General features: G+C 61.1%; 26 protein-coding genes and 1 tRNA gene. 13 read left to right on the forward strand and 14 right to left on the reverse strand.

What is annotated here, in order from left to right; all coding sequences use genetic code 11:
• Nucleotides 1-47: 47 nt before the first annotated feature.
• Nucleotides 48-1,436 (reverse strand): sensor histidine kinase RegB, encoded by a 1,389-nt coding sequence (gene regB / locus ACFOGH_RS14650; protein WP_380073822.1) that lies wholly within the window; start codon nucleotides 1,434-1,436, stop codon nucleotides 48-50.
• Nucleotides 1,437-1,527: 91 nt separating this feature from the next.
• On the opposite strand from regB, the gene ACFOGH_RS14655 reads away from it, so the two are divergent.
• From ACFOGH_RS14655 to ACFOGH_RS14665, 3 genes are all read left to right on the forward strand, one after another.
• Nucleotides 1,528-2,148, forward strand: coding sequence for an SCO family protein (locus tag ACFOGH_RS14655; protein WP_380073823.1), 621 nt, complete (start codon nucleotides 1,528-1,530; stop codon nucleotides 2,146-2,148).
• Between the two features lie 60 nt (nucleotides 2,149-2,208).
• Nucleotides 2,209-2,763 carry an ActR/PrrA/RegA family redox response regulator transcription factor gene (locus tag ACFOGH_RS14660; RefSeq protein WP_380073824.1) on the forward strand — a complete coding sequence of 185 codons (555 nt, stop codon included), beginning with the start codon at nucleotides 2,209-2,211 and terminating at the stop codon, nucleotides 2,761-2,763.
• Nucleotides 2,764-2,830: 67 nt separating this feature from the next.
• Entirely contained in the window at nucleotides 2,831-3,145 is a 315-nt protein-coding gene (locus ACFOGH_RS14665) for an H-NS histone family protein (RefSeq protein WP_380073825.1), read from the forward strand.
• Nucleotides 3,146-3,187: 42 nt separating this feature from the next.
• On the opposite strand, the gene ACFOGH_RS14670 is transcribed toward ACFOGH_RS14665, so the two are convergent.
• Nucleotides 3,188-4,063, reverse strand: coding sequence for a LysR family transcriptional regulator (locus ACFOGH_RS14670; RefSeq protein WP_380073826.1), 876 nt, complete (start codon nucleotides 4,061-4,063; stop codon nucleotides 3,188-3,190).
• A 97-nt stretch (nucleotides 4,064-4,160) separates the two neighbouring features.
• Here ACFOGH_RS14670 and ACFOGH_RS14675 point away from each other — a divergent pair, with 97 nt between their 5' ends.
• Entirely contained in the window at nucleotides 4,161-4,289 is a 129-nt protein-coding gene (locus ACFOGH_RS14675; RefSeq protein ID WP_380073827.1) for a hypothetical protein, read from the forward strand.
• Here the strand turns inward: ACFOGH_RS14675 and ACFOGH_RS14680 are convergent.
• The gene (locus tag ACFOGH_RS14680) at nucleotides 4,286-4,879 is read right to left on the reverse strand and encodes a hypothetical protein (RefSeq protein WP_380073828.1); all 594 of its coding nucleotides are present in this window, start codon (nucleotides 4,877-4,879) and stop codon (nucleotides 4,286-4,288) included. The two genes, ACFOGH_RS14675 and ACFOGH_RS14680, sit on opposite strands and share 4 nt — an antisense overlap.
• Nucleotides 4,880-4,981: 102 nt before the next feature.
• Between ACFOGH_RS14680 and ahcY the strand changes: the two genes are divergently transcribed.
• The 3 genes from ahcY to ACFOGH_RS14695 all read left to right on the forward strand — a co-directional run bounded on the left by ahcY (nucleotide 4,982) and on the right by ACFOGH_RS14695 (nucleotide 8,364).
• Nucleotides 4,982-6,370, forward strand: coding sequence for an adenosylhomocysteinase (gene ahcY / locus ACFOGH_RS14685; RefSeq protein WP_380073829.1), 1,389 nt, complete (start codon nucleotides 4,982-4,984; stop codon nucleotides 6,368-6,370).
• Between the two features lie 304 nt (nucleotides 6,371-6,674).
• Nucleotides 6,675-7,019, forward strand: a complete 345-nt coding sequence (locus ACFOGH_RS14690; protein ID WP_380073830.1) for a DUF2853 family protein — start codon at nucleotides 6,675-6,677, stop codon at nucleotides 7,017-7,019.
• Nucleotides 7,020-7,167: 148 nt separating this feature from the next.
• Nucleotides 7,168-8,364: an MFS transporter gene (locus ACFOGH_RS14695; RefSeq protein WP_380073831.1), complete on the forward strand. Its 1,197-nt coding sequence runs from the start codon at nucleotides 7,168-7,170 to the stop codon at nucleotides 8,362-8,364.
• 175 nt (nucleotides 8,365-8,539) lie between these two features.
• Here the strand turns inward: ACFOGH_RS14695 and ACFOGH_RS14700 are convergent, their stop codons facing one another.
• Genes ACFOGH_RS14700 through tsaD form a run of 4 tightly spaced genes read right to left on the reverse strand, consistent with a single transcriptional unit; the run spans nucleotide 8,540 to nucleotide 11,273 of the window.
• Nucleotides 8,540-8,956, reverse strand: coding sequence for an EVE domain-containing protein (locus ACFOGH_RS14700; RefSeq protein WP_380074012.1), 417 nt, complete (start codon nucleotides 8,954-8,956; stop codon nucleotides 8,540-8,542).
• Nucleotides 8,956-9,225, reverse strand: coding sequence for a YciI family protein (locus ACFOGH_RS14705; protein ID WP_380073832.1), 270 nt, complete (start codon nucleotides 9,223-9,225; stop codon nucleotides 8,956-8,958). Before ACFOGH_RS14705 ends, ACFOGH_RS14700 begins: the two co-directional genes overlap by 1 nt.
• Before the next feature lie 3 nt (nucleotides 9,226-9,228).
• Nucleotides 9,229-10,179 carry an NAD(P)H-dependent glycerol-3-phosphate dehydrogenase gene (locus ACFOGH_RS14710; RefSeq protein ID WP_380073833.1) on the reverse strand — a complete coding sequence of 317 codons (951 nt, stop codon included), beginning with the start codon at nucleotides 10,177-10,179 and terminating at the stop codon, nucleotides 9,229-9,231.
• Entirely contained in the window at nucleotides 10,176-11,273 is a 1,098-nt protein-coding gene (gene tsaD, locus ACFOGH_RS14715; protein ID WP_380073834.1) for a tRNA (adenosine(37)-N6)-threonylcarbamoyltransferase complex transferase subunit TsaD, read from the reverse strand. The genes ACFOGH_RS14710 and tsaD overlap by 4 nt, the downstream gene beginning before the upstream one ends.
• A gap of 45 nt (nucleotides 11,274-11,318) precedes the next feature.
• Between tsaD and ACFOGH_RS14720 the strand changes: the two genes are divergently transcribed.
• From ACFOGH_RS14720 to ACFOGH_RS14735, 4 genes are all read left to right on the forward strand, one after another.
• Complete coding sequence (locus tag ACFOGH_RS14720) at nucleotides 11,319-12,032, forward strand: uroporphyrinogen-III synthase (protein ID WP_380073835.1); 714 nt, start codon at nucleotides 11,319-11,321, stop codon at nucleotides 12,030-12,032.
• A 79-nt stretch (nucleotides 12,033-12,111) separates the two neighbouring features.
• Nucleotides 12,112-13,122, forward strand: coding sequence for a COG4223 family protein (locus ACFOGH_RS14725; protein ID WP_380073836.1), 1,011 nt, complete (start codon nucleotides 12,112-12,114; stop codon nucleotides 13,120-13,122).
• 10 nt (nucleotides 13,123-13,132) lie between these two features.
• Complete coding sequence (locus ACFOGH_RS14730) at nucleotides 13,133-14,593, forward strand: heme biosynthesis protein HemY (protein WP_380073837.1); 1,461 nt, start codon at nucleotides 13,133-13,135, stop codon at nucleotides 14,591-14,593.
• Between the two features lie 60 nt (nucleotides 14,594-14,653).
• Nucleotides 14,654-14,729: transfer RNA gene (locus tag ACFOGH_RS14735), tRNA-Thr, on the forward strand.
• Between the two features lie 479 nt (nucleotides 14,730-15,208).
• On the opposite strand, the gene rlmF is transcribed toward ACFOGH_RS14735, so the two are convergent.
• The 5 genes from rlmF to ACFOGH_RS14760 all read right to left on the reverse strand — a co-directional run bounded on the left by rlmF (nucleotide 15,209) and on the right by ACFOGH_RS14760 (nucleotide 19,341).
• Nucleotides 15,209-16,255 carry a 23S rRNA (adenine(1618)-N(6))-methyltransferase RlmF gene (gene rlmF, locus ACFOGH_RS14740; protein WP_380073838.1) on the reverse strand — a complete coding sequence of 349 codons (1,047 nt, stop codon included), beginning with the start codon at nucleotides 16,253-16,255 and terminating at the stop codon, nucleotides 15,209-15,211.
• Nucleotides 16,256-16,714: 459 nt separating this feature from the next.
• On the reverse strand, nucleotides 16,715-17,734 hold the full coding sequence (locus tag ACFOGH_RS14745) for a zinc-dependent alcohol dehydrogenase family protein (protein WP_380073839.1): 1,020 nt from the start codon (nucleotides 17,732-17,734) through the stop codon (nucleotides 16,715-16,717).
• An 18-nt stretch (nucleotides 17,735-17,752) separates the two neighbouring features.
• A complete protein-coding gene (locus ACFOGH_RS14750; RefSeq protein ID WP_380073840.1) occupies nucleotides 17,753-18,148 on the reverse strand; it encodes a (R)-mandelonitrile lyase in 396 nt (131 codons plus the stop codon).
• Between the two features lie 5 nt (nucleotides 18,149-18,153).
• Complete coding sequence (locus ACFOGH_RS14755) at nucleotides 18,154-18,837, reverse strand: DUF4405 domain-containing protein (RefSeq protein WP_380073841.1); 684 nt, start codon at nucleotides 18,835-18,837, stop codon at nucleotides 18,154-18,156.
• Between the two features lie 39 nt (nucleotides 18,838-18,876).
• Nucleotides 18,877-19,341, reverse strand: a complete 465-nt coding sequence (locus ACFOGH_RS14760; RefSeq protein WP_380073842.1) for a cytochrome P460 family protein — start codon at nucleotides 19,339-19,341, stop codon at nucleotides 18,877-18,879.
• A 108-nt stretch (nucleotides 19,342-19,449) separates the two neighbouring features.
• On the opposite strand from ACFOGH_RS14760, the gene ACFOGH_RS14765 reads away from it, so the two are divergent.
• A complete protein-coding gene (locus ACFOGH_RS14765; protein ID WP_380073843.1) occupies nucleotides 19,450-20,328 on the forward strand; it encodes a LysR family transcriptional regulator in 879 nt (292 codons plus the stop codon).
• Between the two features lie 380 nt (nucleotides 20,329-20,708).
• On the opposite strand, the gene ACFOGH_RS14770 is transcribed toward ACFOGH_RS14765, so the two are convergent.
• On the reverse strand, nucleotides 20,709-21,623 hold the full coding sequence (locus ACFOGH_RS14770) for an alpha/beta fold hydrolase (RefSeq protein ID WP_380073844.1): 915 nt from the start codon (nucleotides 21,621-21,623) through the stop codon (nucleotides 20,709-20,711).
• A gap of 75 nt (nucleotides 21,624-21,698) precedes the next feature.
• On the opposite strand from ACFOGH_RS14770, the gene ACFOGH_RS14775 reads away from it, so the two are divergent.
• Nucleotides 21,699-22,283: a TetR/AcrR family transcriptional regulator C-terminal domain-containing protein gene (locus tag ACFOGH_RS14775; protein WP_380073845.1), complete on the forward strand. Its 585-nt coding sequence runs from the start codon at nucleotides 21,699-21,701 to the stop codon at nucleotides 22,281-22,283.
• Between the two features lie 131 nt (nucleotides 22,284-22,414).
• On the opposite strand, the gene ACFOGH_RS14780 is transcribed toward ACFOGH_RS14775, so the two are convergent.
• Nucleotides 22,415-23,587, reverse strand: a complete 1,173-nt coding sequence (locus ACFOGH_RS14780; protein ID WP_380073846.1) for a multidrug effflux MFS transporter — start codon at nucleotides 23,585-23,587, stop codon at nucleotides 22,415-22,417.
• Nucleotides 23,588-23,667 lie beyond the last annotated feature (80 nt).

Consider the following 23,667-nt stretch of genomic DNA (forward strand, 5'->3'; position numbering starts at 1 on the left):
ATCGTTAACACGGGGTTAAGGATGTAGCCGAGCGTGGCCTTTATAAATCATTCCAGAAAAGGCTGATTTTCGCCAAGGCCGCCCGACATCTCGGCCAAAATTTCCGCGGCCTGCCAAGTCACTTCCACAATAGCGCCCGACCGGGCCGGGCGTTCTGCGGGCGTCAGAAACGGATCGGCGGCGTTGGCGAAAGACAATTCGGCACCGGTCCGCTCCAAAAGCGTCTTTGCGATGAACAGGCCAAGACCCATGCCCTCATATTCCGGGCGTTGCGCCAGATCCTGTGCATCCCGACGCGAGCGCACAAACGGGTCGCCAATCCGGCCAAGCACCTGTGGCGGAAAGCCGTCGCCATCATCAATGATCCGCAGCAGAATTCGATCCGGGGTAAATTGCGCATCAACCCACACCTTGCTGCGCGCAAAATCAACCGCATTCTGCACCAGATTACGCAACCCGTGGATCAGCTCCGGCCGGCGCTGCACGATCGGAGCCGCCCCAGTGCCTGCCGTTGTAAAGATCACTTCAATTCCGCGCGACATATGCGGCTCGGCGGCCTCTTGCAGCACGGCTTCCAAAGGCGCTTGCCGCAGCAGCAGATCATCCTTCCCCGCTTTGCCCATCGAGCGCAGGATTTCACGACAGCGGTTCGCCTGCTCACTGATCAGCCGGGCATCCTCGGCCAAGTCAGGGTGATCTGCCAATTCATCCATCAACTCGCTGCTGATCAGCTTGATCGTTGCCAAAGGCGTGCCCAGTTCATGCGCGGCGGCAGCCACCACGCCGCCCAGATCGGTCAGCTTTTGTTCACGCGCCAGCGCCATTTGCGTCGCCAGCAAGGCGTCCGACATCAGGCGCATCTCGGTGGCCACCCGGCGCGAATAAAGGCCCAGAAAGGCGATGCCGATCAGCAATGACAGCCAGAAGCCAAAGGTGAACAGCCCCGGCGCGGTGAAGATCGTGCCATCGGCCAATCGCAGCGGCACGTTGACCAGACCGATAAAGCTGACAAACACCGCGGCCAACCCGCCCAGAATCAACGTGCTGCGCAATTCCAGCGCGCTTGCCGAAACCGTAACCGGTGCCAAAACCAGCAAGGCAAACGGGTTGGTCAACCCGCCGGTCAGAAACAGCAGGAAACACAGTTGCGTGAGGTCAAACAGCAGCGTCAGCAAGGCCTCATTCTCTGACAACCGCTTGTTCTGCGGAAACACGAAAACCGCCGTCAGATTGGCAATCACCGCCAGACCAACCGCAAGAAAGCAAAACCCCAACGGCAATTGCATTTCATAATAGCGTGTGGCCACCAGAAGCGCCGCCAACTGGCCAAAGCTTGCCATCCAGCGCTGAAAGATCAGCGTGCGCAGCCGCAACCAATCCGCGCGCTCGGGCCGGAAATGTGCAGACTGGGCGGTTATGTCACGCTGGATCGACATGCGGCGCCTTTTCGGGGGCTGGCTTTTGCAGCGGCTTTACGCTTGATAGGGCGAGGTCCGCTGAGGATCAATGCGCAACAAAGAGGGTATCATGCTGAAAATCTATGCGGGTTTGGCCGTTGTGGCGGTGGCAGGGCTTTTGGGTGGTACTTATTACGTGGCGCTGCAACGCTCGGCCAACGATCCTTTTGCTGATTGCCGCACCTCGGTTGTGGCGGGGGGCGCTGGCGATATCGGCGGGCCATTCACACTGGTGGACGAAGACGGCAAGACCGTGACCGACAAGGATGTTCTGGCCAAGCCGTCGCTGGTCTATTTTGGCTACAGCTTTTGCCCGGATGTGTGCCCGCTGGACAACGCGCGCAATGCCGAAGCGGTGGATCTTCTGAAAGCCAAGGGGCTTGATGTGACCCCGGTTTTCATCACCATCGACCCAGAGCGCGACACGCCCGAAGCCCTGAAAGATTTCACCGCCAATCTGCATCCCAACATGATTGGCCTGACTGGCACGCCCGAACAGGTGCAGGCCGCCTCGCGCGCCTACAAGACCTATTACAAAAAGCAAGAAACCGGGGATCAGTATTATCTGATGGACCATTCGACCTTCACTTATCTGATGTTGCCGGGAACCGGTTTTGCAGATTTCTTCACGCGCGATGACACTGCACAGCAAATCGCAGATCGTACCGCGTGTTTTATCGAGAAAAGCTAGCCGCGATTTGACGCAAGGGGTCGCGCGGCCTAAGTTGAAATAAGCAGAACGGGGGATTTCATGGCAGACGATCTTGGCGCAGAACTGGGACCGGATCGCAGCTTGTTGCTGGTCGATGACGATGAGGTATTCGTCAAGCGTTTGGCCAAAGCGATGGAAAAGCGTGGTTTCCTGCCCGAGACCGCCGGAAGCGTTGCCGCAGGCCGTGCAATCGCCTTGGCGCGCCCGCCTGCTTATGCGGTGATTGACTTGCGTCTTGAAGATGGCAACGGGCTGGATGTCGTCGAAACCCTGCGCGAGCGTCGGCCAGATAGCCGGATCGTGGTGCTGACGGGCTATGGCGCGATTGCCACGGCAGTCGCCGCGGTGAAGATTGGTGCGACCGACTATCTGTCAAAACCCGCAGACGCCAATGATGTAACCCAAGCCTTGCTTGCCAAGGGCGCTGCGATTCCCACACCGCCCGAAAATCCCATGTCGGCAGATCGCGTGCGCTGGGAGCATATTCAACGGGTATATGAGATGTGCGATCGCAACGTCTCGGAAACGGCACGTAGACTTTCAATGCATCGCCGCACCTTGCAGCGAATTCTTGCCAAAAGAAGTCCGAAATAAACCGACTCTTGAATAAAAACCTCATTCGGCTTAGAACGCGGCAAACTTATCCTGAAAGGATGCTGACATGGCCATTGATATCAACAATCTGTCGCTTAAAGAGTTGAAAGATTTGCAATCTCAAGTGGCAAAGGCCATTGCGAATTTTGAAGATCGCAAAAAGAAAGAGGCGCTTGCCGAGATTGAAGAATTTGCCCGCGCAAAAGGCTTCTCTCTGGCAGAATTGACCGGCGCTTCGGTCACGCGCAAGCGGTCTCCGGCTGTTGCGAAATATGCCAATCCTGATGATGCGTCGGACACCTGGTCAGGCCGTGGTCGCAAACCGCGTTGGTTCGCCGCTGCATTGGCTGCTGGCAAGCAACCCGACGATATGGCGATCTGATCGCTTATCCAACCTTTGTGTGATTCACGGTTATGGGCCGCCCTAAATGGCGGCCTTTAGCCATTTCATAAAGGTTTTCAACTCGGCACGTTTTGGCCCCGGTCTGGTCACAAGATAATAGGCCAGACTTTCATCCTTGATTTCGCCCACTGCAATCAGATCGCCGGTTGCCAGATCCTTTTCCATCAGTGCTGCGGCTTCAACATGCAGACCCAATCCTTGCCGTGCGGCTGAAAGTGCCAATTCCTCGGTGGGAATATAGGTGATGTTCATCGCATCCGGCTTTAGCCCAAAGCTGCGCAGCCAAACCAGCGCTTCGGGCCAATCCGGCTCAATCACCCACGGCATCGATGACATCTCGGCAGGCGTCAGGTTTTTGCGCCCTTGCAACAGCGACGGTGCCGCGACGATGATATACTGCGCCGAGGTCAGAAAATCCGCCTCGACCCCCGGCCATTTGCCGTCTCCAAAGCGAATGGCCAGATCAAGCCCGTCGCGGCGCAGATCCATCACGCGATGTTCGGGATGCAGCGACAGGCCAATTTCGGGATGTGCTTTCCAGAACGCCCCCAGTCGCGGGATCAGCCATTGCGCGGCGAAAGCCGGGGTCAGCGTCACCCGCAACGGCGCATTGGGATCAGCACCGCGCAACTCGTTCACCGCAACTTCGATGCCGTGAAAGCCATCGGTCAGCGCCTGCGCCAGCTTTGCCCCCTCAGCCGTCAGCGCCAGCCCGCGCCCCTGCCGATAGATCAACTCGCGCCCCAGATCGGCCTCCAGACAGCGCACCTGTTGGGCGATCGCAGCATGGGTCACATTTAGATCGCGCGCCGCCCGCGAAAAGTTCTGCAACCGCGCTGCCGCCTCAAACGCCCGCAGCGCAGTCAGCGAGGGAAAGCTTTTCCAATCCACAGACATGATAGCTAACCTAACAGTTGGAAAATTTCGCTGACTCGGAGGCCGCGCCAAAATGCGCTATAAAAACCCTATGACGACACGAATACAGGAGCAAGTCATGTTAAACATTCTCGCAGATGCCCTGCTGATCGCCCTGCGCGGCAGCCCGGCCCCCACCCCGCGCGATCGCTTTCCGACCCGCCCGACGGAAACCCGTTGGACCAAGCAAAACAGCGAACGGTTCTAGATCTTGAGTGCCGCCAGCAATTCCAAATGCCGCGCGACATAATCCGCCCGCACCTGTGCGGGCGGTCTCAATTTGATCTCTAGCCCACGCATCACCGCAGAATCTGGTCGCCCGAACAGCTTGTCGGCCTCACTTTCCGAAAACCCCGCGATCTGCACCGCCTCCAGCCAAGCCGAAATCTTGTCCGCCGCCTTGATCGCTTTCTTCACCAGCACAGGCAGCACCGCAGGCAGACCAAAGCGCAGATGCACCGCCGCCGTCAGCCGCAAATCCAATTCGCCATAATTCGGGCCAACCGCCGATTTCACCGGGCTGATCATATCGCCGATCACATATTCCGGCGCATCATGCAGCAGTGCGGCCAGTTGCCACCTAACATTCGCCGGGTTCTGCCGCGCGTAAATCTGCTCGACCAGCAGCGAATGTTCCGCCACCGAATAGGCGAAGTCCCCCCGCGTTTGCCCGTTCCAGCGCGCCACAAACGCCAGCCCATGCGCAATATCTTCAATCTCGATATCCATCGGCGTCGGGTCCAGCAGGTCAAGCCTGCGCCCAGACAGCATCCGTTGCCATGCGCGTGGTTGTTTCATGCTGCCCCCTTTTGCCATTTTGGTGCCATTCAACGCCCGTGTTGTCGAGAGCCCCTGTAAATGCTATCTGCCCCGCAACCATAGGATCAAGGAGTGCGCCAGATGGCGAATGATTACGTTGTAAAAGACATTGCGCTGGCCGCGTTCGGCCGCAAGGAACTGACCATCGCCGAAACCGAAATGCCGGGCCTGATGGCCTGCCGCGAAGAGTTCGGCGCATCCAAGCCGCTGAAAGGCGCGCGCATTGTCGGTTCGCTGCACATGACGATCCAGACCGCCGCGCTGATCGAAACGCTGGTGGCTTTGGGCGCTGATGTGCGCTGGGCATCTTGCAACATCTTCTCGACCCAGGATCACGCAGCCGCCGCCATTGCCGCCGCCGGAATCCCGGTCTTTGCGGTGAAGGGCCAGACCCTGACCGAGCATTGGGATTACCTCGACAAAAGCTTCATGTTCCCCGAAGGCGCGAACATGATCCTCGACGATGGCGGTGACGCCACGCTCTACGTTCTGCTGGGCGCGCGCGCCGAGGCTGGTGAAGAGATCATCCCGGTGCCGCAATCCGAGGAAGAAGAAGTCATCAAGAAGCAGATTGCCAAGCGGATGAAAGAAACCCCCGGTTTCTTCACCAAGACCAAGGCGGCGATCAAAGGCGTGTCCGAAGAAACCACCACGGGCGTTCATCGCCTGTATGAACTGCACAAGAACGGCCAACTGCCGTTCCCGGCGATCAACGTCAACGACTCTGTCACCAAGTCGAAATTCGACAACAAATACGGCTGCAAGGAATCGCTGGTTGATGGCATCCGCCGCGCCACCGACACGATGATGGCCGGCAAGGTTGCTGTGGTCTGCGGTTATGGCGACGTGGGCAAAGGCTCGGCTGCGTCCCTGCGTGGCGCCGGTGCCCGTGTGAAAGTCACCGAAGTTGACCCGATCTGCGCACTGCAAGCCGCGATGGATGGCTATGAAGTCACCCTGCTGGAAGACGAAGTGGCATCCGCCGACATCTTCATCACCACCACCGGCAACCGCGACGTGATCCGCATCGAGCATCTGCGCGAGATGAAGGATATGGCCATCGTCGGCAACATCGGCCACTTCGACAACGAAATTCAGGTGGCCAGCCTGCGCAACCACAAATGGACCAACATCAAGGAACAAGTGGACATGATCGAGATGCCCTCGGGCAATCGCATCATCCTGCTGTCGGAAGGCCGCTTGCTGAACCTTGGCAACGCCACCGGCCACCCGTCTTTCGTGATGTCGGCCTCGTTCACCAACCAGGTTCTCGCGCAGATCGAACTGTGGACCAAGGGCGAAACCTATGCCCCCGGCGTCTATATTCTGCCGAAAGAACTGGATGAGAAAGTCGCTCGCCTGCATCTGAAGAAGATCGGCGTCAAGCTGACAGAGCTGCGCAAAGATCAAGCCGACTATATCGGCGTCAAGGTCGAAGGCCCGTTCAAGGCCGAGCATTACCGCTACTGATTTTCGCAAAACCACAAGATGTTGTGGAAATCGCGCTAAAATCAGGCGAATAGCACAAGTCATTCCCAGATGGGAATGACTTTCGCAGATCAGGCAAGGGCTTTGTCCAATCGTCTCTTACACCAAAAAGGCCCGGGGGCGATCCTTGGGCCTTTGTCATGCCGCCTGTCTCAGATGCCTTCCGCGCAGGGGGGAACCTGCGGCCATATTTCCCTTTGAGCGTTTTATTCCATCGCCTACTGTGCGCCCACCCTGCCCGAAGCGGCAGCTTTCAACGGTGTGAAAAAAACGAGGGGAGAATAGAATGAGCAAGCGTGACGATCTGATCGCGAAATATGCCGAAGATCTGAAGACCAAGTGCAAGATCAATCCTGACATGGATCTGCTGACCAAAGTCACCATCGGCTGCGGCCCCGCGATCTATAGTGCCGACAGCGAAACCGTCGCAGCTTCGGACAAGTCCGAGTTGGAAACCGTCAAGAACAACTTCCTCGTCAAAAAGCTGGGTCTGACCGACAGCCCCGCCTTGATGGAGGCGATCAACGCCGTGATCGACACCTATGGCCGGGGCGAGCGCAACAAATATCGCGCCGTGGTCTATTACATGCTGACCAAGCATTTCGGCAAAGAAGCCATCTACAACAAGTAATCTGCGCGCCATACTGGTTTGCCAGACCCATACTGGTTTGTCAGACCCATACTGGTTTGTCAGACATTGCCATTTCCAGAAAGCCGCGCGATTGTGCGGGGCTTTCTGCGAAAGGTCTTTCGCGGGGCTTTCTGCGAAAGGTCTTTCCATGTCTGCCGCCCCTCACCCCACGCAATCCGCTGACGCTACGGTGGTTCCGATCATTCTGGCTGTCGCCTTGGGGCATCTTCTGAATGATCTGATGCAATCCCTGATCCCGGCAGCCTATCCGCTGCTGAAGGATAACCTCGCGTTGTCCTTTGCGCAGATCGGCCTGATCACCTTGGTATTTCAGGGCACGGCCTCGATCCTGCAACCCTTGGTCGGGCTTTACACCGACAAACGCCCCCTTCCTTACGCTTTGGCCGCCGGCATGGCCTCTACCGGCGTCGGGCTGGTGCTGCTGGCCCATGCGCAAAGTTTTGAGGCCGTGCTGGCCTCTGTCGCGATGATCGGACTTGGCTCGTCGATCTTCCACCCCGAGGCATCGCGGATCGCCCGTCTGGCTGCAGGAATGCGCCCCGGATTTGCACAATCCATGTTTCAGGTCGGCGGCAACGCCGGATCGGCGCTTGGCCCCTTGGCCGCCGCCTTTGTGGTGATGGAGCGTGGGCAAGTCTCGATCGAATGGTTCGCGGGTGTGGCGATGCTGGGCATGGCGCTGCTGTGGCTGGTGGGCCGCTGGTATACGGCTGTCGGCGCTGGTCGCGCACTCGCCCGTCGCAGCCGCGCCCGTGCGGCCGTGGCGGTGCCAAAGGCGACGGTGCAGTTGGGGATGTTCCTGCTGATCGTGCTGATGACCTCGAAATTCCTCTATTCGGTTTCGCTGTCGAACTACTACACCTTCTACCTGATTGAGCGTTTTGGCCTGACCGTCGGTCAATCCCAAGTCTGCCTGTTCATCTTCTTGGCTGCCGTAGCCGCCGGCACCATCATCGGCGGCCCCATCGGTGACAGGATCGGTCGCCGCAAGGTGATCCTGTGGTCGATCCTTGGCATCCTGCCCTTGACGCTGGCCATGCCCTATCTGCCCTTGGTGCCAACCGTTGTGGTTGCGGCCTTGGCGGGTCTGATGCTGGCCTCTGCCTTCCCCGCGATGGTGGTCTATGCGCAGGATCTGATGCCGCAAAGCACTGGCATGGTGGCGGGCTTGCTGTTCGGGCTGGCCTTTGGCATCGCGGCCTTTGGTGCAGCGGGCTTGGGCGTTCTGGCCGATGCCTGGGGCATTGTCGCGGTCTACAAGATTTGCGCCTACCTGCCCCTGCTGGGCTTGGCTGCATTCTTCCTGCCTGACGTAAAGCACTGATCCATCGAATTTGCGCCAAATGCCGGACACTCGGCATTTGCGCGACTCGGGCGTTTTGGCTAGCTTGAACGAACAGGCAGTAGCCTAGGACCTTTTACAGAACACGTGTGGTGCTGAGGGTAGCACGTGGGGTGGATGGGGGGTCCTTTAGGGGTAACGGGCCTCCCATTTCCAATCATGCCAAACCACCCAGATCACAGATGATCCGCCATTCGTCCGCCGTGACCGGCTGCACCGACAGGCGAGAATTGTTGATCAGAACCATCTTTTCCAGCCCCGGCTGCACCTTGCACGTCTCCAGCGTCACGGGGCGCAGCAAGGGCTGCACCGCACGGATGCACACACAATCCCAGCGTGGATCATCGGTGGTGCTATCGGGCTGCGATTCCCGGCACACCTCGACAATGCCAACAATCTCTTTGCCGATGTTAGAGTGGTAGAAAAACCCGCGGTCCCCCACCTTCATCGCCCGCATATTGTTGCGCGCCTGATAGTTGCGCACGCCATGCCATTCTTCCCCCGCATCGCCCCGCGCAACCTGATCAGGCCAGCCCCAGGTGTCAGGTTCGGATTTGAACAGCCAGTAGCCCATCAGCCGATGACCTTCTTCCATTCGCTGATCATCACGCTTTCAAACAACCCAGCCAAAGCATAAGGGTCCGCCGCCGCCCAGGCTTCTGCCTCGGCCAAGGTCTCAACATTCAGCACCACAAGGCTGCCCGTCATCGCACCTTCGTGCAGAAACGGCCCCGCCATTTCCACCACACCGGATGCCTCAATATGCGCCAGATGCGCGGCGCGGTTGTCCAGCCGGGTTTGCAGATGGCCGGGTTTGTCTTTGCAGATAAGGGCGACGCGCATCGGTTACTCCTGTTTCAAAGGGCGGGTCAGCAGGGCGGTGATCGCCTGCGGCAAGGTGATCTGATTGTCGATCAGCGCGGCAATCATGCTGGTGATCGGCATGTCAATGTCCATGCTCTTGGCCATGTTATGCACAGCTTTCGCCGTTGCGGCACCCTCGACAGTGACGGTCGGGTCAAAACCTTGCCCCGCCCCCAGCGCCTGGCCAAATCGGAAATTCCGTGACTGCGCCGAGGTGCAGGTCAGCACCAGATCGCCAAAGCCTGACAGCCCTGCCAAGGTTTCAGCCCGCGCCCCCAAGGCCTGCGCCAACCGCACCATCTCGGCATAGCCCCGCGTCATCAGCGCCGCGCGGGCGGAATCGCCCAAGCCCGCGCCCATCACCACGCCCGCCGCGATGGCGATGACGTTTTTCAACGCGCCACCCAGTTCAGCACCGATGACATCGGTCGTCCGATAAAGCCGCAACGTTGGTGTCGAAAGCAGGTGCTGCAACGCTTCGCCATCCGCACTGGCCAGCGTCAGCGCCGTCGGTAAACCGCGCGCAATATCGGCGGCAAAACTGGGTCCGGTCAGAATGGCCGTTACCGAGTTTGGGCAGGCCGCCGCGATGAGCGCGGTTGGCCCTTTCAGGGTCAGCAGGTCAACACCCTTGCAACAAGCGACCAAAGGCTGGCCGTTCAGGCCGGGATTGTGCTGCAAAAACCCGCGCAAGGCCTGCATCGGCAGCGACAGTAACACAGCCTCAGCCTGTTTCAGGTCAGCGATGCCTGCCGTGACTGTAATCGAGTCGGGAAAGGCCACGCCGGGCAACCGCCCCGCATTGGCGCGCGTGCGCGCCATCTCGGCCACATGTGCGCCGTCACGCGCCCACAGCGTCACCGCGCGCCCTTCGCGGCCCAAAGCCACCGCCAAAGCCGTGCCAAACGCGCCCGCGCCGACAATGCCGATCATGCCTTGGCCCCCTTTTTGCCCGACCCAAGCAAGGGTGCCGCCGTCGCGTCCAAGGGCCAGCGCGGGCGTGCGACCAGATCGGCCGGGCTATAGTCCCCCGCACGAAACCGTTCGATCCCGGCCCAGGCGATCATCGCTGCGTTGTCCGTGCAAAGCCGCAGCGGTGGTGCCAGAAATGAAACGCCCGCCTGCGCACAAACCGTTTCCAACCGCGCCCGAACGGCGGTGTTTGCCGCCACACCACCGGCTACGGCCAAAGCCGGTTGCTCGGGGTTGAGGGCTGCATAAACCTCAAGCGCACGGCGCGTTTTCTCTGCCAACACGTCAGCAACCGCCGCCTGAAACCCGGCGCAAAGGTCGCGACGGTCTTGCACCGTAAGCCCGCCCTTTTCAGCCATCACCGCATCCCGCGCGCGCAACAGGGCGGTTTTCAGCCCCGAGAACGACATATCGCAGCCCGGCCGATCCAACAGCGGGCGCGGGAACGCAAAACGCTTGGCATCGCCCAAGGTCGCCTCCGTTTGCACCGCGGGCCCACCTGGCTGGTTTAACCCCAAAAGCTTGGCAGTCTTGTCAAACGCCTCGCCGGGCGCGTCGTCAATCGTGCCGCCGAGCCGTTCGAAGCGTTGTTCGGAATGGACAATCAGAAACTGGCAATGCCCACCGGAAACCAGCAGCATCAGATAGGGAAACGCCAGTTGATCGGTCAACCGTGGCGTCAGCGCGTGACCGGCAAGGTGGTTTACGCCAACAATCGGCAACCCGGTTGCCATCGACAGACCCCGCGCCAACATCACGCCAGACAACACGCCACCAATCAGCCCCGGTCCAGCCGTCACCGCGATGCCGTCCAGATCGGCCAGAGTGACCCCACTTTCGGCCAATGCCTGTTCCACGCAATGATCCAGCCGTTCAGCATGGGCGCGCGCGGCAATCTCCGGCACCACGCCGCCAAACGCCGCGTGCAGCGCAGTCTGCCCTTCGACAACCGATGCCAGAATCTGCGCAGGCAGCCCCGGCGCATGACGGATCACGGCGGCGGCGGTGTCGTCGCAACTGGATTCAATGCCCAGAAAGGTAAGAGATCCCGTCATGCTCTGCCGTTGATTGCTTGCTCTATCGCAGGTAACACCAAGGCCATGGCCAGACAATCCCAACCCACCATTCTGCTGACCCGGCCTTTGGCGCAAAGCGAAAGGTTTGCAGATCAGATTGGCGGCGCAGTGATTTCGCCGTTGATGCGGCCCGAGTTTTTGTCGCCGCCAGTGCCAGCGGGCGAGTTTGCGGCCATCATATTGACCTCAGAAACCGGGGCCGAAGCCGCCGGGCGGATTTCCGCCGCTGGGGGTGTTCTGCCAAAGCGCGCGTTCTGCGTCGGCAATCGCACGGCAGAGGCTGCGCGGGCGCAGGGCTTTGACGCACAGTCGGCGATGGGGGCGGCGGATGATCTGCTGGCACTTATCAACGCCGCGGCACCCGTTGGGCGGCTGTTGCTGCTGCGCGGGCAGGACAGCGCAGGTGATCTGGAGCGCAGACTAATTTCAGCCGGAAAAGAAACGGTTTCGGTGATCGTCTACCACCAGATCGCCCAGAATCTGACCGACGAAGCCGCCGGGCTGTTACAGGGCGCGTCGCCGGTAATCTTGCCGATCTTCTCACCCCGCTCTGCCCGGTTGATGGTAGGCGAATTGCGTCGTGTGGCGGCAACCGCGCCAATTTGCCTTGCGGCGCTTAGCCCGGCAGTTGCCGAAGCCTTTGATTTTCCCACCAGCTTGCGCGAAATCGCGCTTCGACCTGACAGTGCAGCCATGATACGGGCGGTTGAAGCGGTGCGCGTCTCTTTGGCTTCTTGAACCGCTGCGGACCTCGGCCTACCTTGACCATAAGGGTGGCCAGACTGCGATGGCCCGAGGCGCAAAATCGAGGTCTGCGATGACTGACACTGAACGAAGCGAGCTTGAGGCCCCACCCGTGCTGGTATCCGAGCCTGAAAGCCCCAAAGACCCGGTGCGCAAAGACCCAGTTCGCAGGGCAGGCTGGTTTGCCCCAGTTCTGGGTGGCGTGATTGCTGCGGGGATCGGTTATGGTCTGGCGCAGTATGTGCCGGGCGGATGGCCCATTCAGGACACATCGGCGCTGCAAGCGGCACTTGCGGCGCAGCAGGCCGAAACCGAAGGTCTGAAGGCGCAGGTTGCAGAGCTTGCGGCACGCCCCGTCGCCGGACCTGACAGCGATTTAGAGGCGCGCGTTGCGGCACTGGCCGATCAAGCCGCCCCGGATCTGGCCCCGCTTCAGCAGCAGATTGCCGCGTTAGAACAGCGCTTGGCGGCGGTTGAGGCAACGCCCCCCGCCGGCGGCGCGCCTTCCGCCGCAGCCCTTGCGGCGCAAAAGGCGGCGGCGGATGAAGTTCTGAAGCAGGCTGAAGCGACCGCGGCGCAGATCAAGGCAGATGCTGAGGCAACCGCCAAAGCGGCCGAAGCGCGTGCGGCTCTGGGCCGGGTGCAGGCGGCGCTGGATAGTGGCGCGGCTTATGCCTCGGCCCTGCCCGCTTTGGGCGAAGTGCCTGCTGTTCTGGCAGAAAATGCTGAGACCGGCCTGCCAACGATCGCTGCCTTGCAAGATGCCTTCCCGGCGGCGTCGCGCGCCGCGTTGGAGGCTGCGCTGCGGGCAAACATGGGTGAAAACTGGTCTGACCGTGTGTCAAATTTCTTGCGGACCCAAACCGGCGCGCGTTCTTTGACCCCGCGTGAGGGCAGCGATCCTGATGCAATCCTGTCGCGGGCCGAAGCTGCCTTGACGGCTGGAGACGTTGCCGCCGCGCTGAAGGAAATCGCGGCACTTCCGCCAGAGGCGCAAGCGGCGCTCGCAGATTGGCAGGCAATGGCGCAGAAACGGCAGGAAGCTGTTGCGGCCGTCGCAGCGCTTGCCACAGCCATGCAATAAGGGGCGCACAATGATCTGGTCTTTGGTCAAGGTTCTGTTGTTCATCGCCGCGATTGCTGGGCTGACCTATGGCGCCGATATGTTGCTGCACAGCGACGAAGGCGTGCGGATTGCCATGGGCGGATGGGAATTCACCCTTGGGCCGTTACAGACCGCCATTTTGCTGTTGTTGCTGGTGGTGGCGTTGTGGGGGCTGATGAAGCTGGTGGGCTTTGTGGTGGCCACCTTGCGATTTCTCAATGGCGATGAAACGGCAATCTCGCGCTACTTTGACCGCAATCGCGAGCGCAAGGGCTATCAGGCGCTGAATGATGGGCTGATGGCGCTTGCCGCGGGCGAGGGGCGTCTGGCGCTGATGCGCGCGCAGCGGGCGGCGAAGTATCTTGAGCGGCCCGAATTGACGACTTTGCTTGTCGCGCAGGCGGCAGAGGCTGCGGGTGATACCAAGCGCGCGACAGAGGCCTACAAGACTTTGCTCGCCACGGATTCCTCGCGCTTTGTCGGTATTCGCGGCTTGATGAAGCAAAAGCTGGCGGAAGGCGATACCGACACGGCTTTGGCTTTGGCAGAGAAGGCCTTTGCGCTGAAACCCAAGCATTCTGAAACGCAAGACATTCTGCTGAAGCTGCAATCTGAAAAAGCTGATTGGAAAGGCGCGCGGGTGACGCTTGGGGCCAAGCTGAAAGCTGGCGCGCTGCCCAAGGATGTCTATCGCCGCCGCGATGCCGTATTGGCCTTGCAAGAGGCGCGCGGGGTGATGGACGAAACCGCGACCGTCGAGGCCCGCGAGGCCGCGATCGAGGCGAACCGGAAGTCCCCCGATCTGATCCCTGCAGCCGTGATGGCGGGGCGTGCGCTGATTGAAGCGGGCGACAAGAAGTCTGCGACCCGTGTGCTGAAAAAGGCGTGGGAAATGACGCCGCACCCGGAAATCGCGGCAGCCTTCGCCGAGATTGAAACTGATGAGGATCCACACGCGCGGTTGAAACGTTTCCGCGCGCTGACAACACTGCATCCCGACAGCGACGAAACCCGTCTGCTGTTGGCCGAGCTGAACATCACCGCCGAAGAATTCCCCGATGCACGCCGGGCCTTGGGGGATCTGATCACCATGCATCCCACGCAGCGCGCATTGGCGATCATGGCAGCGATCGAGCGTGGCGAGGGCAGCGATGACGCCGTAGTGCGCGGATGGATGTCGAAGGCGCTGACGGCGCCACGCGGGCCGCAATGGTGCTGCGACAAGTGTCAGGCCATTCACAGCCTGTGGCAACCGATCTGCGAGAATTGTGGCGGCTTTGACACGCTTAGCTGGCGTGAGCCGCTTGAGACCAGCGGCCCGAGTGTCACCGGGGCAGAACTGCTGCCACTGCTTGTCAACGCGCCGGTGGTTGCAACCGCGCCAGAGCCTGCTGAGCCAGAGGAGCCCGAGATTATCGACCTTGCCGCCGTTGCTCGCAGCGCGAATTGAACGGTATGGCAGGGGCTTGACTTCAATTTAGTCGCACCATACGAGGGGCCACCAGAAAGTGCCGCTGTAGCTCAGCTGGTAGAGCACGTCATTCGTAATGATGGGGTCGGGGGTTCGAGTCCCTTCAGCGGCACCAATATTCTTAGGAATATTGTTAATTTACAGTAGGTTGGGAAAACCTAATATAAGTCTATCCCCCCGAATATCCCCCTTTGGCGCTGCGCTGGCTCAAACTCTATTTTTATAACGGTCCTGTCCTGCTTTCCTTTGATGGCCTAGCCACAGGCGGCAGCGGATAAAGGCGACGCAGGACAATTGCTGCAGCGCGGTCAGCTTGCTCTCCACCCGTTTTCTGTCATCAAGCTCCAGCTTAGCCGCGCCTTGCATGAATGCCCGCTTTTCAGGTGTCGCTGCAAGAGCCACGCTTCTCTGCCGTCAGGCGGCTCTCCGCCCTATGCGTCGAATTGCACCACTAGACGTGATCGGCCCAAAGCGGACGGTGAGAGCGTGCCGCCATTTCGTTGCGGCGTTGCCTAAAGCGGTCGCTCTTCATGGATCGCAGCACTTTACACTGAGGAGTGTCTCGGCGCTGATCTGTTGCCGAGCCCGATCCAACTATAGGGATCGTTGCCCTTCTGGATGATAAGTCCAGGCGATGAATCGGCTGGTCTTCTGGCCCTGCGCCATTTCGACAACCTTGAATTCGGCAACCTGCGCTTTCTTCAGCAGTCTGAAGAGTGGCTTGAGGCTGTCTTTCTTGGACACGAGACAGGTGAACCACAGGCATTGTTCGGCGAAATCCATGCTCTGCCCGATCATTCGGGCGATGAAGCCGATTTCGCCACCCGGGCACCAGAGTTCGGCATTCTGGCCGCCGAAATTGAGTTCGGCAGACTGGCCCTTGCCAAGATTGCGCCACTTGCGCTGCGTGCCCTCTTTCGCCTGTGCAAGCGAGGCATGGAACGGGGGGTTGCAGAGGGTGACATGGAAACGATCATCCCGAGAGACAACGCCGTGAAAGATATCCTCGGCGTTTTCCTGAAGTTTGAGCGTTATGTTCAGCCCGTTTCGTTCGCAGATTTGCCGCGCCGATTTGATCGAGACCGGATCGATATCGACGCCCGTGAAGTCCCAACCATATTCATGCCGACCCGTCAGCGGATAGACAAGGCTGGCACCCGTCCCGATATCCAGCGCCTTGATTTCGGGCCCAAGCGGAATTACCTGGCCATTCGTTTCCGCAAGCAGATCCGCCAGGTAGTGGATGTAATCGACGCGCCCCGGGATCGGGGGGCAAAGGTAAGAGGCAGGAATATCCCAGAACTCAACCCCGTAGTGCGTCATCAAGAGCGCGCGGTTGAGCATACGGACCGCCTCCACGTCCTGAAAGTCGATCGTCATCTGACCACGCGGGTTTCTTGTCGCGAATGCCGCCAGTCCCGGAGACTTCACGATCAGGCGGTCGAAGTCATACCCCTGACGGTGTTGGTTGCGCGGGTGCAACATGGGTTTGACAGCCATGGGAAACCTTCCAGCGTGCGGATGCAGGCAGCCTGCCTGACCAGACATCACGGTTAGAACTTCCGGGCTGCCGGGGGAATAGAGGATCGGGCCCTTGCAACGATCCGGGCTCGGTCGATGATCTCTGTCCAAAACGGTCATTGCATGGCGAAGTGCCTGACCCGCAAACACAGCAAGGCGTCGGCAGGCGCAGTTGCAAAAGGCGCCCTCTGCTTAGGGTGGAATGCGCGTCTATGTTTGCAGGATTACGACGATAGCACGACACCCATGCTATCCTTGGGATCACCTTGCCGAGCTCTTAAATCACCGTCGCAACGCCGTAGAGATCGACCCTAAGGATCGCCTGGACGTCGGCATGCGACGGGGAAAAACCGCCGCCATCACCGATGCCTTTATCGGCCCCAGCTTTTGCGCCTTTGTGGCCAAGGCTCGAGCTATGGCGGAGGTTTAGGTGTATGCCTTTTTGGCCGTCACCTTGAACCCGGCGTGCGCCAGGCATCGGTCGATGCCTGGCTGTGGTTGGCCTTCATAGTATTGCGACCGTGGCTGATGGGTTTTGCGAGGGCCCTGGCGGTCATGCCGAAGACGTCGGTCGTGCCATTACTCCACGACGAGCATGGTCTTGATGGCGCGGCGCTCGTCCATCGCCTTGTAGCCCTCGGCCACCTCGGCGATGGGCAAGATCTGGTCGAACACCTTGCCGGGCTGGATCTTGCCTTGCAGAACCCGGTCCATCAGGTCAGGCAGAAAGCGGCGCACAGGGGCCGGACCGCCCAGCATGCGTTGCTGTTTGAAAAACAGCTGCTGGCCGTCAAATGTCACCCCATGCGGCACGCCGACATAGCCAATGGACCCACCGGGGCGGCAGACGCCCATGGCCTGCTGCATGGATTGTTCCATGCCGACGGCCTCGATCACCGACTCCGCGCCGACGCCATTGGTCAGATCCATGATCCGGCCGATGCCGTCTTCTCCGCGCTCTGTCACGATATCGGTGGCGCCGAATTCCCGGGCGAGCGCTGCACGGCTTTCATGCCGGCTCATGGCGATGATCCGGCCCGCGCCCAGTTGTTGCGCAGCCATGACCCCCATCAGCCCCACCGCGCCATCACCGACCACGACGACCGTCCCGCCCTCGCGCACGTTCGCGGCTACCGCGCCGAACCATCCGGTGCCCAGCACATCCGACACCGCCAGCAAATGCGGGATCATGCTGGCATCGGGGATGTCCTGGGTTGCCACCAGCGTGCCATCGGCCAACGGGACGCGGGCATAGGGGGCCTGTGCGCCGGTCATGAACTCGCGCTGCTGACACGAGGACTGGAAGCCGAACTGGCAATGCGGGCAGGTGTTGTCGGACAGGCAGAACGAGCCCACGACGAACTGGCCGGGTTTGATCGTCCGCACATCGGAGCCGACTTCGACGACCACACCGCAGTATTCGTGGCCCATATGCGAGGGTACATCCTGCTTTTGCAGGCCGCGGTAAGACCAGAGGTCAGAGCCGCAGATGCAGGTTGCCGCCAGCTTGATGATCGCGTCCGTGGGTTTCAGGATCTTCGGGTCCTCGACGCGTTCATATCGGACATCGCCGGGGCCGTGCATGACAGTTGCGTACATTGTTTCTTTCCTTTGGGTTCAAGCGCCGTATTCGGCGTCGGTAACGTGATCCATCCAGGTGACGACCTTGCCATCCTGCACTTCCTGAATGGCAATGTGGCTCATGCCGGTATCGGCGGCGGCCCCGTGCCAGTGCCGTTCATTCGGGGCGAACCAGATGACATCGCCCTGGCGGATGCCCTCGACCGGACCGCCCATCCGCTGCACCAGACCGCTGCCGAAGGTCACGATCAGCGTTTGGCCCAGGGGATGGGTATGCCAGGCTGTGCGGGCGCCCGGCTCGAAGGTGACATGAGCGCCTTGCACCCGGTCAGGGGCGGCCGGGTTGAACAGCGGGTCCACCCGCACCTTGCCGGTGAACCAGTCCGCAGGCCCTGCGCTGGAGGGCCTGCTGGCGGCACGAAAGATTTCCATCGACATTATCCTTTTGCATGAACAGGCGAGCGACGCAGCAGCTTGGCACCCTGGTGCCCCATCACGGCGCACATCCCCAGGATAGAGAACCAGTTCAGAAAGAACCGGGGTGTGGCCGTGTTGAAATCCCACATCTCCAGCGTTGTCTGGTTCAAGAGCTTCGCCCCCAGGTCCATCGCATAAGCGCTGTGAAGCCCGGTCCCGGTGATGCACAGCACCGCGACCCAAGCCAGCGCCCGCCATCGGGAGCTTGGGCGCACCATATCGAAACGGCTGCGGGCGATGTTGATCACGATCTGCCAATTCAAGCCAATATGCAATCCGACCAGAAGCACCTCCCAGTAAGCCGCCAAAAGATGCAACTGGCGCGAGGTCACGCCCGCATCCAGGGGCAGGAAACCGAACACGACCCGCGAGACCACGATGCTGGTGATCAGCAGGGCGATCATCGTCACCATCAGCGTCAGATTGAGTGCGATGGTCACCTTGCCACGCGGCTCGCGGCCGGTCCTGCCAAGCCGGCCATACCAGCGCCGGTTGAACCCGTTATGCGCAAACATCAGCAGAAAAAGGCCGGTGCCAAACAGTTCATGCGCCGTATTGCCCAGCCACCAATAGGCCAAGCTCGCCACCAGAAGACAGGCGGCGGTCAGGTCAAGGACAAGACGGAGGGACGGGCGGGGGGTCATGGACTGCTCCGGAACGGGCGGGTTAGCCTAAGGGCCGCGCTATTCGTGTGCCTGCAAGGCGTCGTAGGTAAAGACGAACTGGTCGTCGGCGCGCCCGCTGTGACAGGCTTGGCAACGCGCGGTGTTCTCATCCAGATTGACCGTCCGGTCGGCGTTGAACCACTGGAACTGCCAGTCGTCCGTCCGGCCGTTGGGATAGTCGGCGCCCCAGCCTTCGCCCTTTTGCATGACGAAGTACCGCGTTATAGCACCATCGCGGTGAAAGCGGATGACGACATGCGTGCCATAGGGCATGGGCTGGCCCTTCTTCGCCGCCTCGATGGCTTCGCGGCTGGTCAGTATGTCTTCGACCTCGTCGCGCGTGACGGTGGTGTATTGCTCCAGTTCGTCGATGTTCTCCGGGAAGGTCACCCGGTTGGCTTCGGCAAACGCCTGCCAGCCGATCATGGCCGCAACGATTGCCAGCCCGCCCATGACGGCGCCACGTGTTGCCTTTTGCGTCATCGCTATCTCCACTCTCTGCAATCCCCATATAGGGAATGCCCCGCCGGAAATTAGGTGCTAGATCAGGAACGCCCTTATATCTGGAAAGTATCAATGCGACGCGACGAGATGAGCGATCTGATCGCATTCCTGGCCGTGGCCGAGGAACTCAGCTTTACCCGAGCCGCAGCGCGGCTTGGCACCTCGCAAAGCGCGGTCAGCGCGGTCGTGCGACGGCTGGAAGAGCGGCTGGACGTGAAGCTTCTGATCCGGACAACCCGGTCGGTCTCTCCGACAGAGGCGGGGCAACGCCTGGTGGATACCTTGCGCCCGGCATTTGACGGCATCCAGGCGCAGTTGCTCTCGCTGGATGACATCCGGAGCAGGCCTTCGGGAACGATCCGGCTGACCGCCAGCAAACATGCGGCGCACCATATCGTGATGCCCGTCGCCAACCGCCTGATGGCCGAGTACCCGGACGTGCATATCGAGGTGGCGATCGATTCCCGCTTCGTCGATATCGCGAAGGAAGGATATGATGCGGGCATCCGGCTGGGGGAAAGCGTCGACAAGGACATGATCGGGGTCCAGATTTCTCCGGACCTTGAGATGGTGGTGGCCGGATCGCCCGATTACTTCCGCGACCATCCAAAGCCTGAAACGCCCCACGATCTGACGGCGCATTGCTGCATCAATCTGCGCCTGCCGACGCTGGGCGGGCTTTATGCCTGGGAATTCGGCAAGGATGTGCGCCCGCTGAATGTTCGTGTGGAGGGGCAATTCACAAGCAACGACCCGGATCTGATCCTGGATGCCGCGCTGGCCGGGCGCGGGTTGATCTGCTTGCCGTCGGATCATCTTGGGCCGCATGTGAAGGCCGGTCGCCTGGTGAGGGTGCTGGCAGACTGGTGCCCGCCGTTTGCCGGATACCATCTTTACTACCCAAGCCGGCGGCAGGTCACTTCGGCGTTTCGGCTGCTGATCGACGGTCTGCGGTGGCGGGGTTGAAGCCTCCCACCGTGACAGAGGAAAGACGACCTCGACCCACGACAGTTGGACTTGGGGCGGCCTCGTGCAGCCGCCCACAATGAGCGGCGGTCTTCGCGGCCTCACCCCTGTTTTGTGACCCGGTTCGGGAAATCGACGCGCCCGAACTTTGCTTCCCGCGTTTCGGCGGCAAAGCGGGGCGAGGGTGCGCGAAAGTTTTCTGCACCCTTCTGGGTCGTGGCGTCGATCCTGCCGGACAAAACCTAATGTGCTCTGGGACTGATGGGTAAAAATGCGATTCCAAGTTCTGTGCACAGCCGCAGGGCGGGATCGATAGGGTGCTGCAGGGACAGGTTCACGCTTTCACTGACCACAAGAGATGGCTCGATCTGCCTTTTGTCCTACGTGGCAAAATGCGCGGTCAGCCTCGACAGGATGGGCGCGAAGAAAGCTGGATCCAGCGCATGGCCCATGTCGGCGATGACCTCGACCCGGGCAGCCCCAAGGGCGCGGGCTGTCCAGTCCGCATGGGCCATCGGAAAGATCGGATCACCGTCGCCATGAAGGACCAGCGTCGGGATCCCGATCGCTTCAAGTTCGGCCTCGGTCAGTTCCGCCGTTGCCATCTGCGCCTTTCGATGGTTGCTGGAATTGGCCATCCGCGCCACCTGCCCATCGCCCCGCTGTTCCGGGATCGCCGCCACCTGCGCGCCAAGATCGGCCCAGAAGGCTTCGTCAAAAGGAGACGCGGGCCCCTTGGCCAGCCGGAAGTTCTCGACGAAGGACCGGGCAATGTCGGCCGCTCCTTGAGGCGCCACGGCGTTGAGGGCAATGACTTCGGCCACATAGGCGGCGGCGGGCTGCGGCAGGGCGCCCGGTTCAGGGTCAAGGCCCGCGAAGGCGCGGTTCTTGGGTCCCAGCCGCAGCGAGGACATCAGCAGGGCCAAAGACGCGACCCGCCCCGGAGCCGCCAACGCGATGCGACAGGCCACCGAGCCTCCTTGCGAAAGGCCGACGACATGGGCGTGCTGGATGGCAAGCGCATCCAGCACAGCAAGGCCTTCGGCTGCAAGGTCGGCAAGGTCATAGGGCGCGCTTTCGTAATCGACATGTGACGAAAGACCCGTGTCACGCTGATCAAAGCGGATCACCCGAAAGCCAGTTTCCGCGAGCCCCGCACAGAATGCATCCGGCCAGACGAGGCCCGGCGCAGAGTTCCCCATGATCAGCAAGACGGCAGGCCGATCCGCCTGGCCAAAGGTTTCGACATGCAGCGTCAAGTCGCCGCAGGGGACAAAGAGGGAGCTGGGTTTCACGGGGCGTTCCTTTCGAAGTTTGCACTGGATAGGCTTACCTATCAGTGATAGGCAAGCCCCAAGATGGAGGCCAAGATGAAAATTGACAAGGATCATGCGGTGGCCGAGGCCCTGGCACTTCTCGACGAGATCGGCCTCGATGCGCTTAGCACCCGCAAGCTGGCCGAGCGGCTGGGGGTCAAGCAGCCCTCGCTTTATTGGCATTTCCGCGACAAGCAGGCGCTGTTGGATGCGATGAATGCGCAGATGATGCGGACCTCGCATGCGCGCCGGACACCTTTGGCCGGAGAGGACTGGCGCGATTTCCTGCACGCCCATGCGACCAGCTTTCGCGCCTGCCTGCTGGGGCGACGCGATGGAGCGCGGGTCCATGCCGGCGCTCGGGCCGAGCCCGATGCGCTGCCTGAAGCAGAGGCGCATCTGGCCTGTCTTGTGGCGGCGGGGTTCGATGTCGGTGCGGCCCTGACGGCCTTGGTCACCGTGGCGCGCTTTGTCGTGGGCTTTGTTCTGGAAGAGCAGGCCGAAGCCGCCCATCCCCCTCGGCTCGAAGCGATCGAGGCCTTTCCCCTCTTGTCCGAGGCTGGCCGGATCTACGCAACCCTGCCCCGAGAGGCGCTTTTTCTCTCGGGCCTTCAGGCGATCTTGCGGGGTCTTCGGTAGAATCGCCCGAAGATCCAGCCTCTTGTCCGGCAGGAAGTGAACAGAGCTGCACCTGAACACGCATCACCCCGCATCCGAAGCCTGCGGGTTCTCCATGTCTGCGCCAACGCGCTCTGCGGCTGCTTCTGGGCTCACGCCGCGCGTTTTCCCAGGCACAAAAGGGCCATCATGCCAACCGTTGTCAGCCACAGGCCCAGCGTTGTCTGGGCGTTGCCCGGGGTCAGGCTGACGGCGGCGGTGGAGCCTGCAGCGGCCATCATATGAAGAAACCCCAAGAGGCCCGAGGCCAGGCCCGCCTCTCGACCGAAGGGTTGCAAAGCCGCAGCCGTCGCCAAGGGGTTCAACAGCCCCATCCCCAGCAGAAAGATGACCACGCCAAGGATGTAAATCGCAAGCCCGCTGCCCAAAAGCATCGCAAGCCCGCCCGCCGTGACCAGACCCGTGCCAAGGCGCATCATCGGCAGGGCTCCGAACCGCCCAGCCAGTCGCGGCGCCAAAAGCCCCGCCCCAAAGACCACGAAGACCGTGGCGGCAAAGAACAGGCCCAGTTGCAGGCGGTCGAGGCCATGCAGTCCCATCAGGATCTCGGGAGAGGCGCCGAACATCGCGTAAAGCCCGCCGATGATCAGGGCTGCGGCAAGGGCGGGGCGCAAAAAGATCGTCTGCCGGGCCAGCGCTGCATAAGACCGAAAGATTGCGGACAAGGGAACGATCTGGCGGCGGGCGGGCGGCAGGGTCTCTCCCAGGCGCAGATAGCTGGCGCTCAGCACGACGGCCAGAACCGCCACCAGAACCACGGTCAGCCTCCAGCCTGCGAGCTCGACCAAAAGCCCGCCGATCAGGGGCGAAAACCCGGGCGCTGCCGCCATGGCGATCATGGTCAGGGACAGGACGCGGGCGAGGTCCGGGCCCTCGAACAGGTCGCGGGCAATCGCGCGCGACAGGACGGCCGCCGCGCAGATGCCAAGGGCCTGCACCACCCGTCCGCCCAGCAGGATCGACAGGGTCGGCGCCATGGAAACCACGACCGAGCCCACCACAAAAAGCGCCAAGCCCCACAAGACCGGTCGCACGCGCCCGACCCGGTCGCTCAGCGGTCCGGCGATCAGCTGGCCCAAGGCAAAGGCCAAGAGGAAGCTGGACAGGATCAGCCCCATCTCGCGAGGCGAGGCTTGCAGGTCGCGGGCAATCTCGGGGAAACCGGGAAGCAGGATATTGGTCGACAGCGCCGACATGGCCGCAAGCCCTCCCAAAAGCACGATCAGACGCAGGGAAACTATGGGTTTGGGCGTGTCGGTTTGCATCGGGTGTGGCCTTTCGTGCCGCCCGGTCCGGGGGTGGAGCGGTGCCGCCTTTTTTAAGGAGAAGAAAATTTGGCGCAAAT

The organism is Cypionkella sinensis, assembly GCF_042646385.1.
Lineage (GTDB): Bacteria > Pseudomonadota > Alphaproteobacteria > Rhodobacterales > Rhodobacteraceae > Cypionkella > Cypionkella sinensis.

Bases quoted from the DNA above. Each gene is read 5' to 3' on its own strand.
- regB (WP_380073822.1), bottom strand. From the start codon at position 1,436: ATGTCGATCCAGCGTGACATAACCGCCCAGTCTGCACATTTCCGGCCC.
- ACFOGH_RS14655 (WP_380073823.1), top strand. From the start codon at position 1,528: ATGCTGAAAATCTATGCGGGTTTGGCCGTTGTGGCGGTGGCAGGGCTT.
- ACFOGH_RS14660 (WP_380073824.1), top strand. From the start codon at position 2,209: ATGGCAGACGATCTTGGCGCAGAACTGGGACCGGATCGCAGCTTGTTG.
- ACFOGH_RS14665 (WP_380073825.1), top strand. From the start codon at position 2,831: ATGGCCATTGATATCAACAATCTGTCGCTTAAAGAGTTGAAAGATTTG.
- ACFOGH_RS14670 (WP_380073826.1), bottom strand. From the start codon at position 4,063: ATGTCTGTGGATTGGAAAAGCTTTCCCTCGCTGACTGCGCTGCGGGCG.
- ACFOGH_RS14675 (WP_380073827.1), top strand. From the start codon at position 4,161: ATGTTAAACATTCTCGCAGATGCCCTGCTGATCGCCCTGCGCGGCAGC.
- ACFOGH_RS14680 (WP_380073828.1), bottom strand. From the start codon at position 4,879: ATGAAACAACCACGCGCATGGCAACGGATGCTGTCTGGGCGCAGGCTT.
- ahcY (WP_380073829.1), top strand. From the start codon at position 4,982: ATGGCGAATGATTACGTTGTAAAAGACATTGCGCTGGCCGCGTTCGGC.
- ACFOGH_RS14690 (WP_380073830.1), top strand. From the start codon at position 6,675: ATGAGCAAGCGTGACGATCTGATCGCGAAATATGCCGAAGATCTGAAG.
- ACFOGH_RS14695 (WP_380073831.1), top strand. From the start codon at position 7,168: ATGTCTGCCGCCCCTCACCCCACGCAATCCGCTGACGCTACGGTGGTT.
- ACFOGH_RS14700 (WP_380074012.1), bottom strand. From the start codon at position 8,956: ATGGGCTACTGGCTGTTCAAATCCGAACCTGACACCTGGGGCTGGCCT.
- ACFOGH_RS14705 (WP_380073832.1), bottom strand. From the start codon at position 9,225: ATGCGCGTCGCCCTTATCTGCAAAGACAAACCCGGCCATCTGCAAACC.
- ACFOGH_RS14710 (WP_380073833.1), bottom strand. From the start codon at position 10,179: ATGATCGGCATTGTCGGCGCGGGCGCGTTTGGCACGGCTTTGGCGGTG.
- tsaD (WP_380073834.1), bottom strand. From the start codon at position 11,273: ATGACGGGATCTCTTACCTTTCTGGGCATTGAATCCAGTTGCGACGAC.
- ACFOGH_RS14720 (WP_380073835.1), top strand. From the start codon at position 11,319: ATGGCCAGACAATCCCAACCCACCATTCTGCTGACCCGGCCTTTGGCG.
- ACFOGH_RS14725 (WP_380073836.1), top strand. From the start codon at position 12,112: ATGACTGACACTGAACGAAGCGAGCTTGAGGCCCCACCCGTGCTGGTA.
- ACFOGH_RS14730 (WP_380073837.1), top strand. From the start codon at position 13,133: ATGATCTGGTCTTTGGTCAAGGTTCTGTTGTTCATCGCCGCGATTGCT.
- rlmF (WP_380073838.1), bottom strand. From the start codon at position 16,255: ATGACCGTTTTGGACAGAGATCATCGACCGAGCCCGGATCGTTGCAAG.
- ACFOGH_RS14745 (WP_380073839.1), bottom strand. From the start codon at position 17,734: ATGTACGCAACTGTCATGCACGGCCCCGGCGATGTCCGATATGAACGC.
- ACFOGH_RS14750 (WP_380073840.1), bottom strand. From the start codon at position 18,148: ATGGAAATCTTTCGTGCCGCCAGCAGGCCCTCCAGCGCAGGGCCTGCG.
- ACFOGH_RS14755 (WP_380073841.1), bottom strand. From the start codon at position 18,837: ATGACCCCCCGCCCGTCCCTCCGTCTTGTCCTTGACCTGACCGCCGCC.
- ACFOGH_RS14760 (WP_380073842.1), bottom strand. From the start codon at position 19,341: ATGACGCAAAAGGCAACACGTGGCGCCGTCATGGGCGGGCTGGCAATC.
- ACFOGH_RS14765 (WP_380073843.1), top strand. From the start codon at position 19,450: ATGAGCGATCTGATCGCATTCCTGGCCGTGGCCGAGGAACTCAGCTTT.
- ACFOGH_RS14775 (WP_380073845.1), top strand. From the start codon at position 21,699: ATGAAAATTGACAAGGATCATGCGGTGGCCGAGGCCCTGGCACTTCTC.
- ACFOGH_RS14780 (WP_380073846.1), bottom strand. From the start codon at position 23,587: ATGCAAACCGACACGCCCAAACCCATAGTTTCCCTGCGTCTGATCGTG.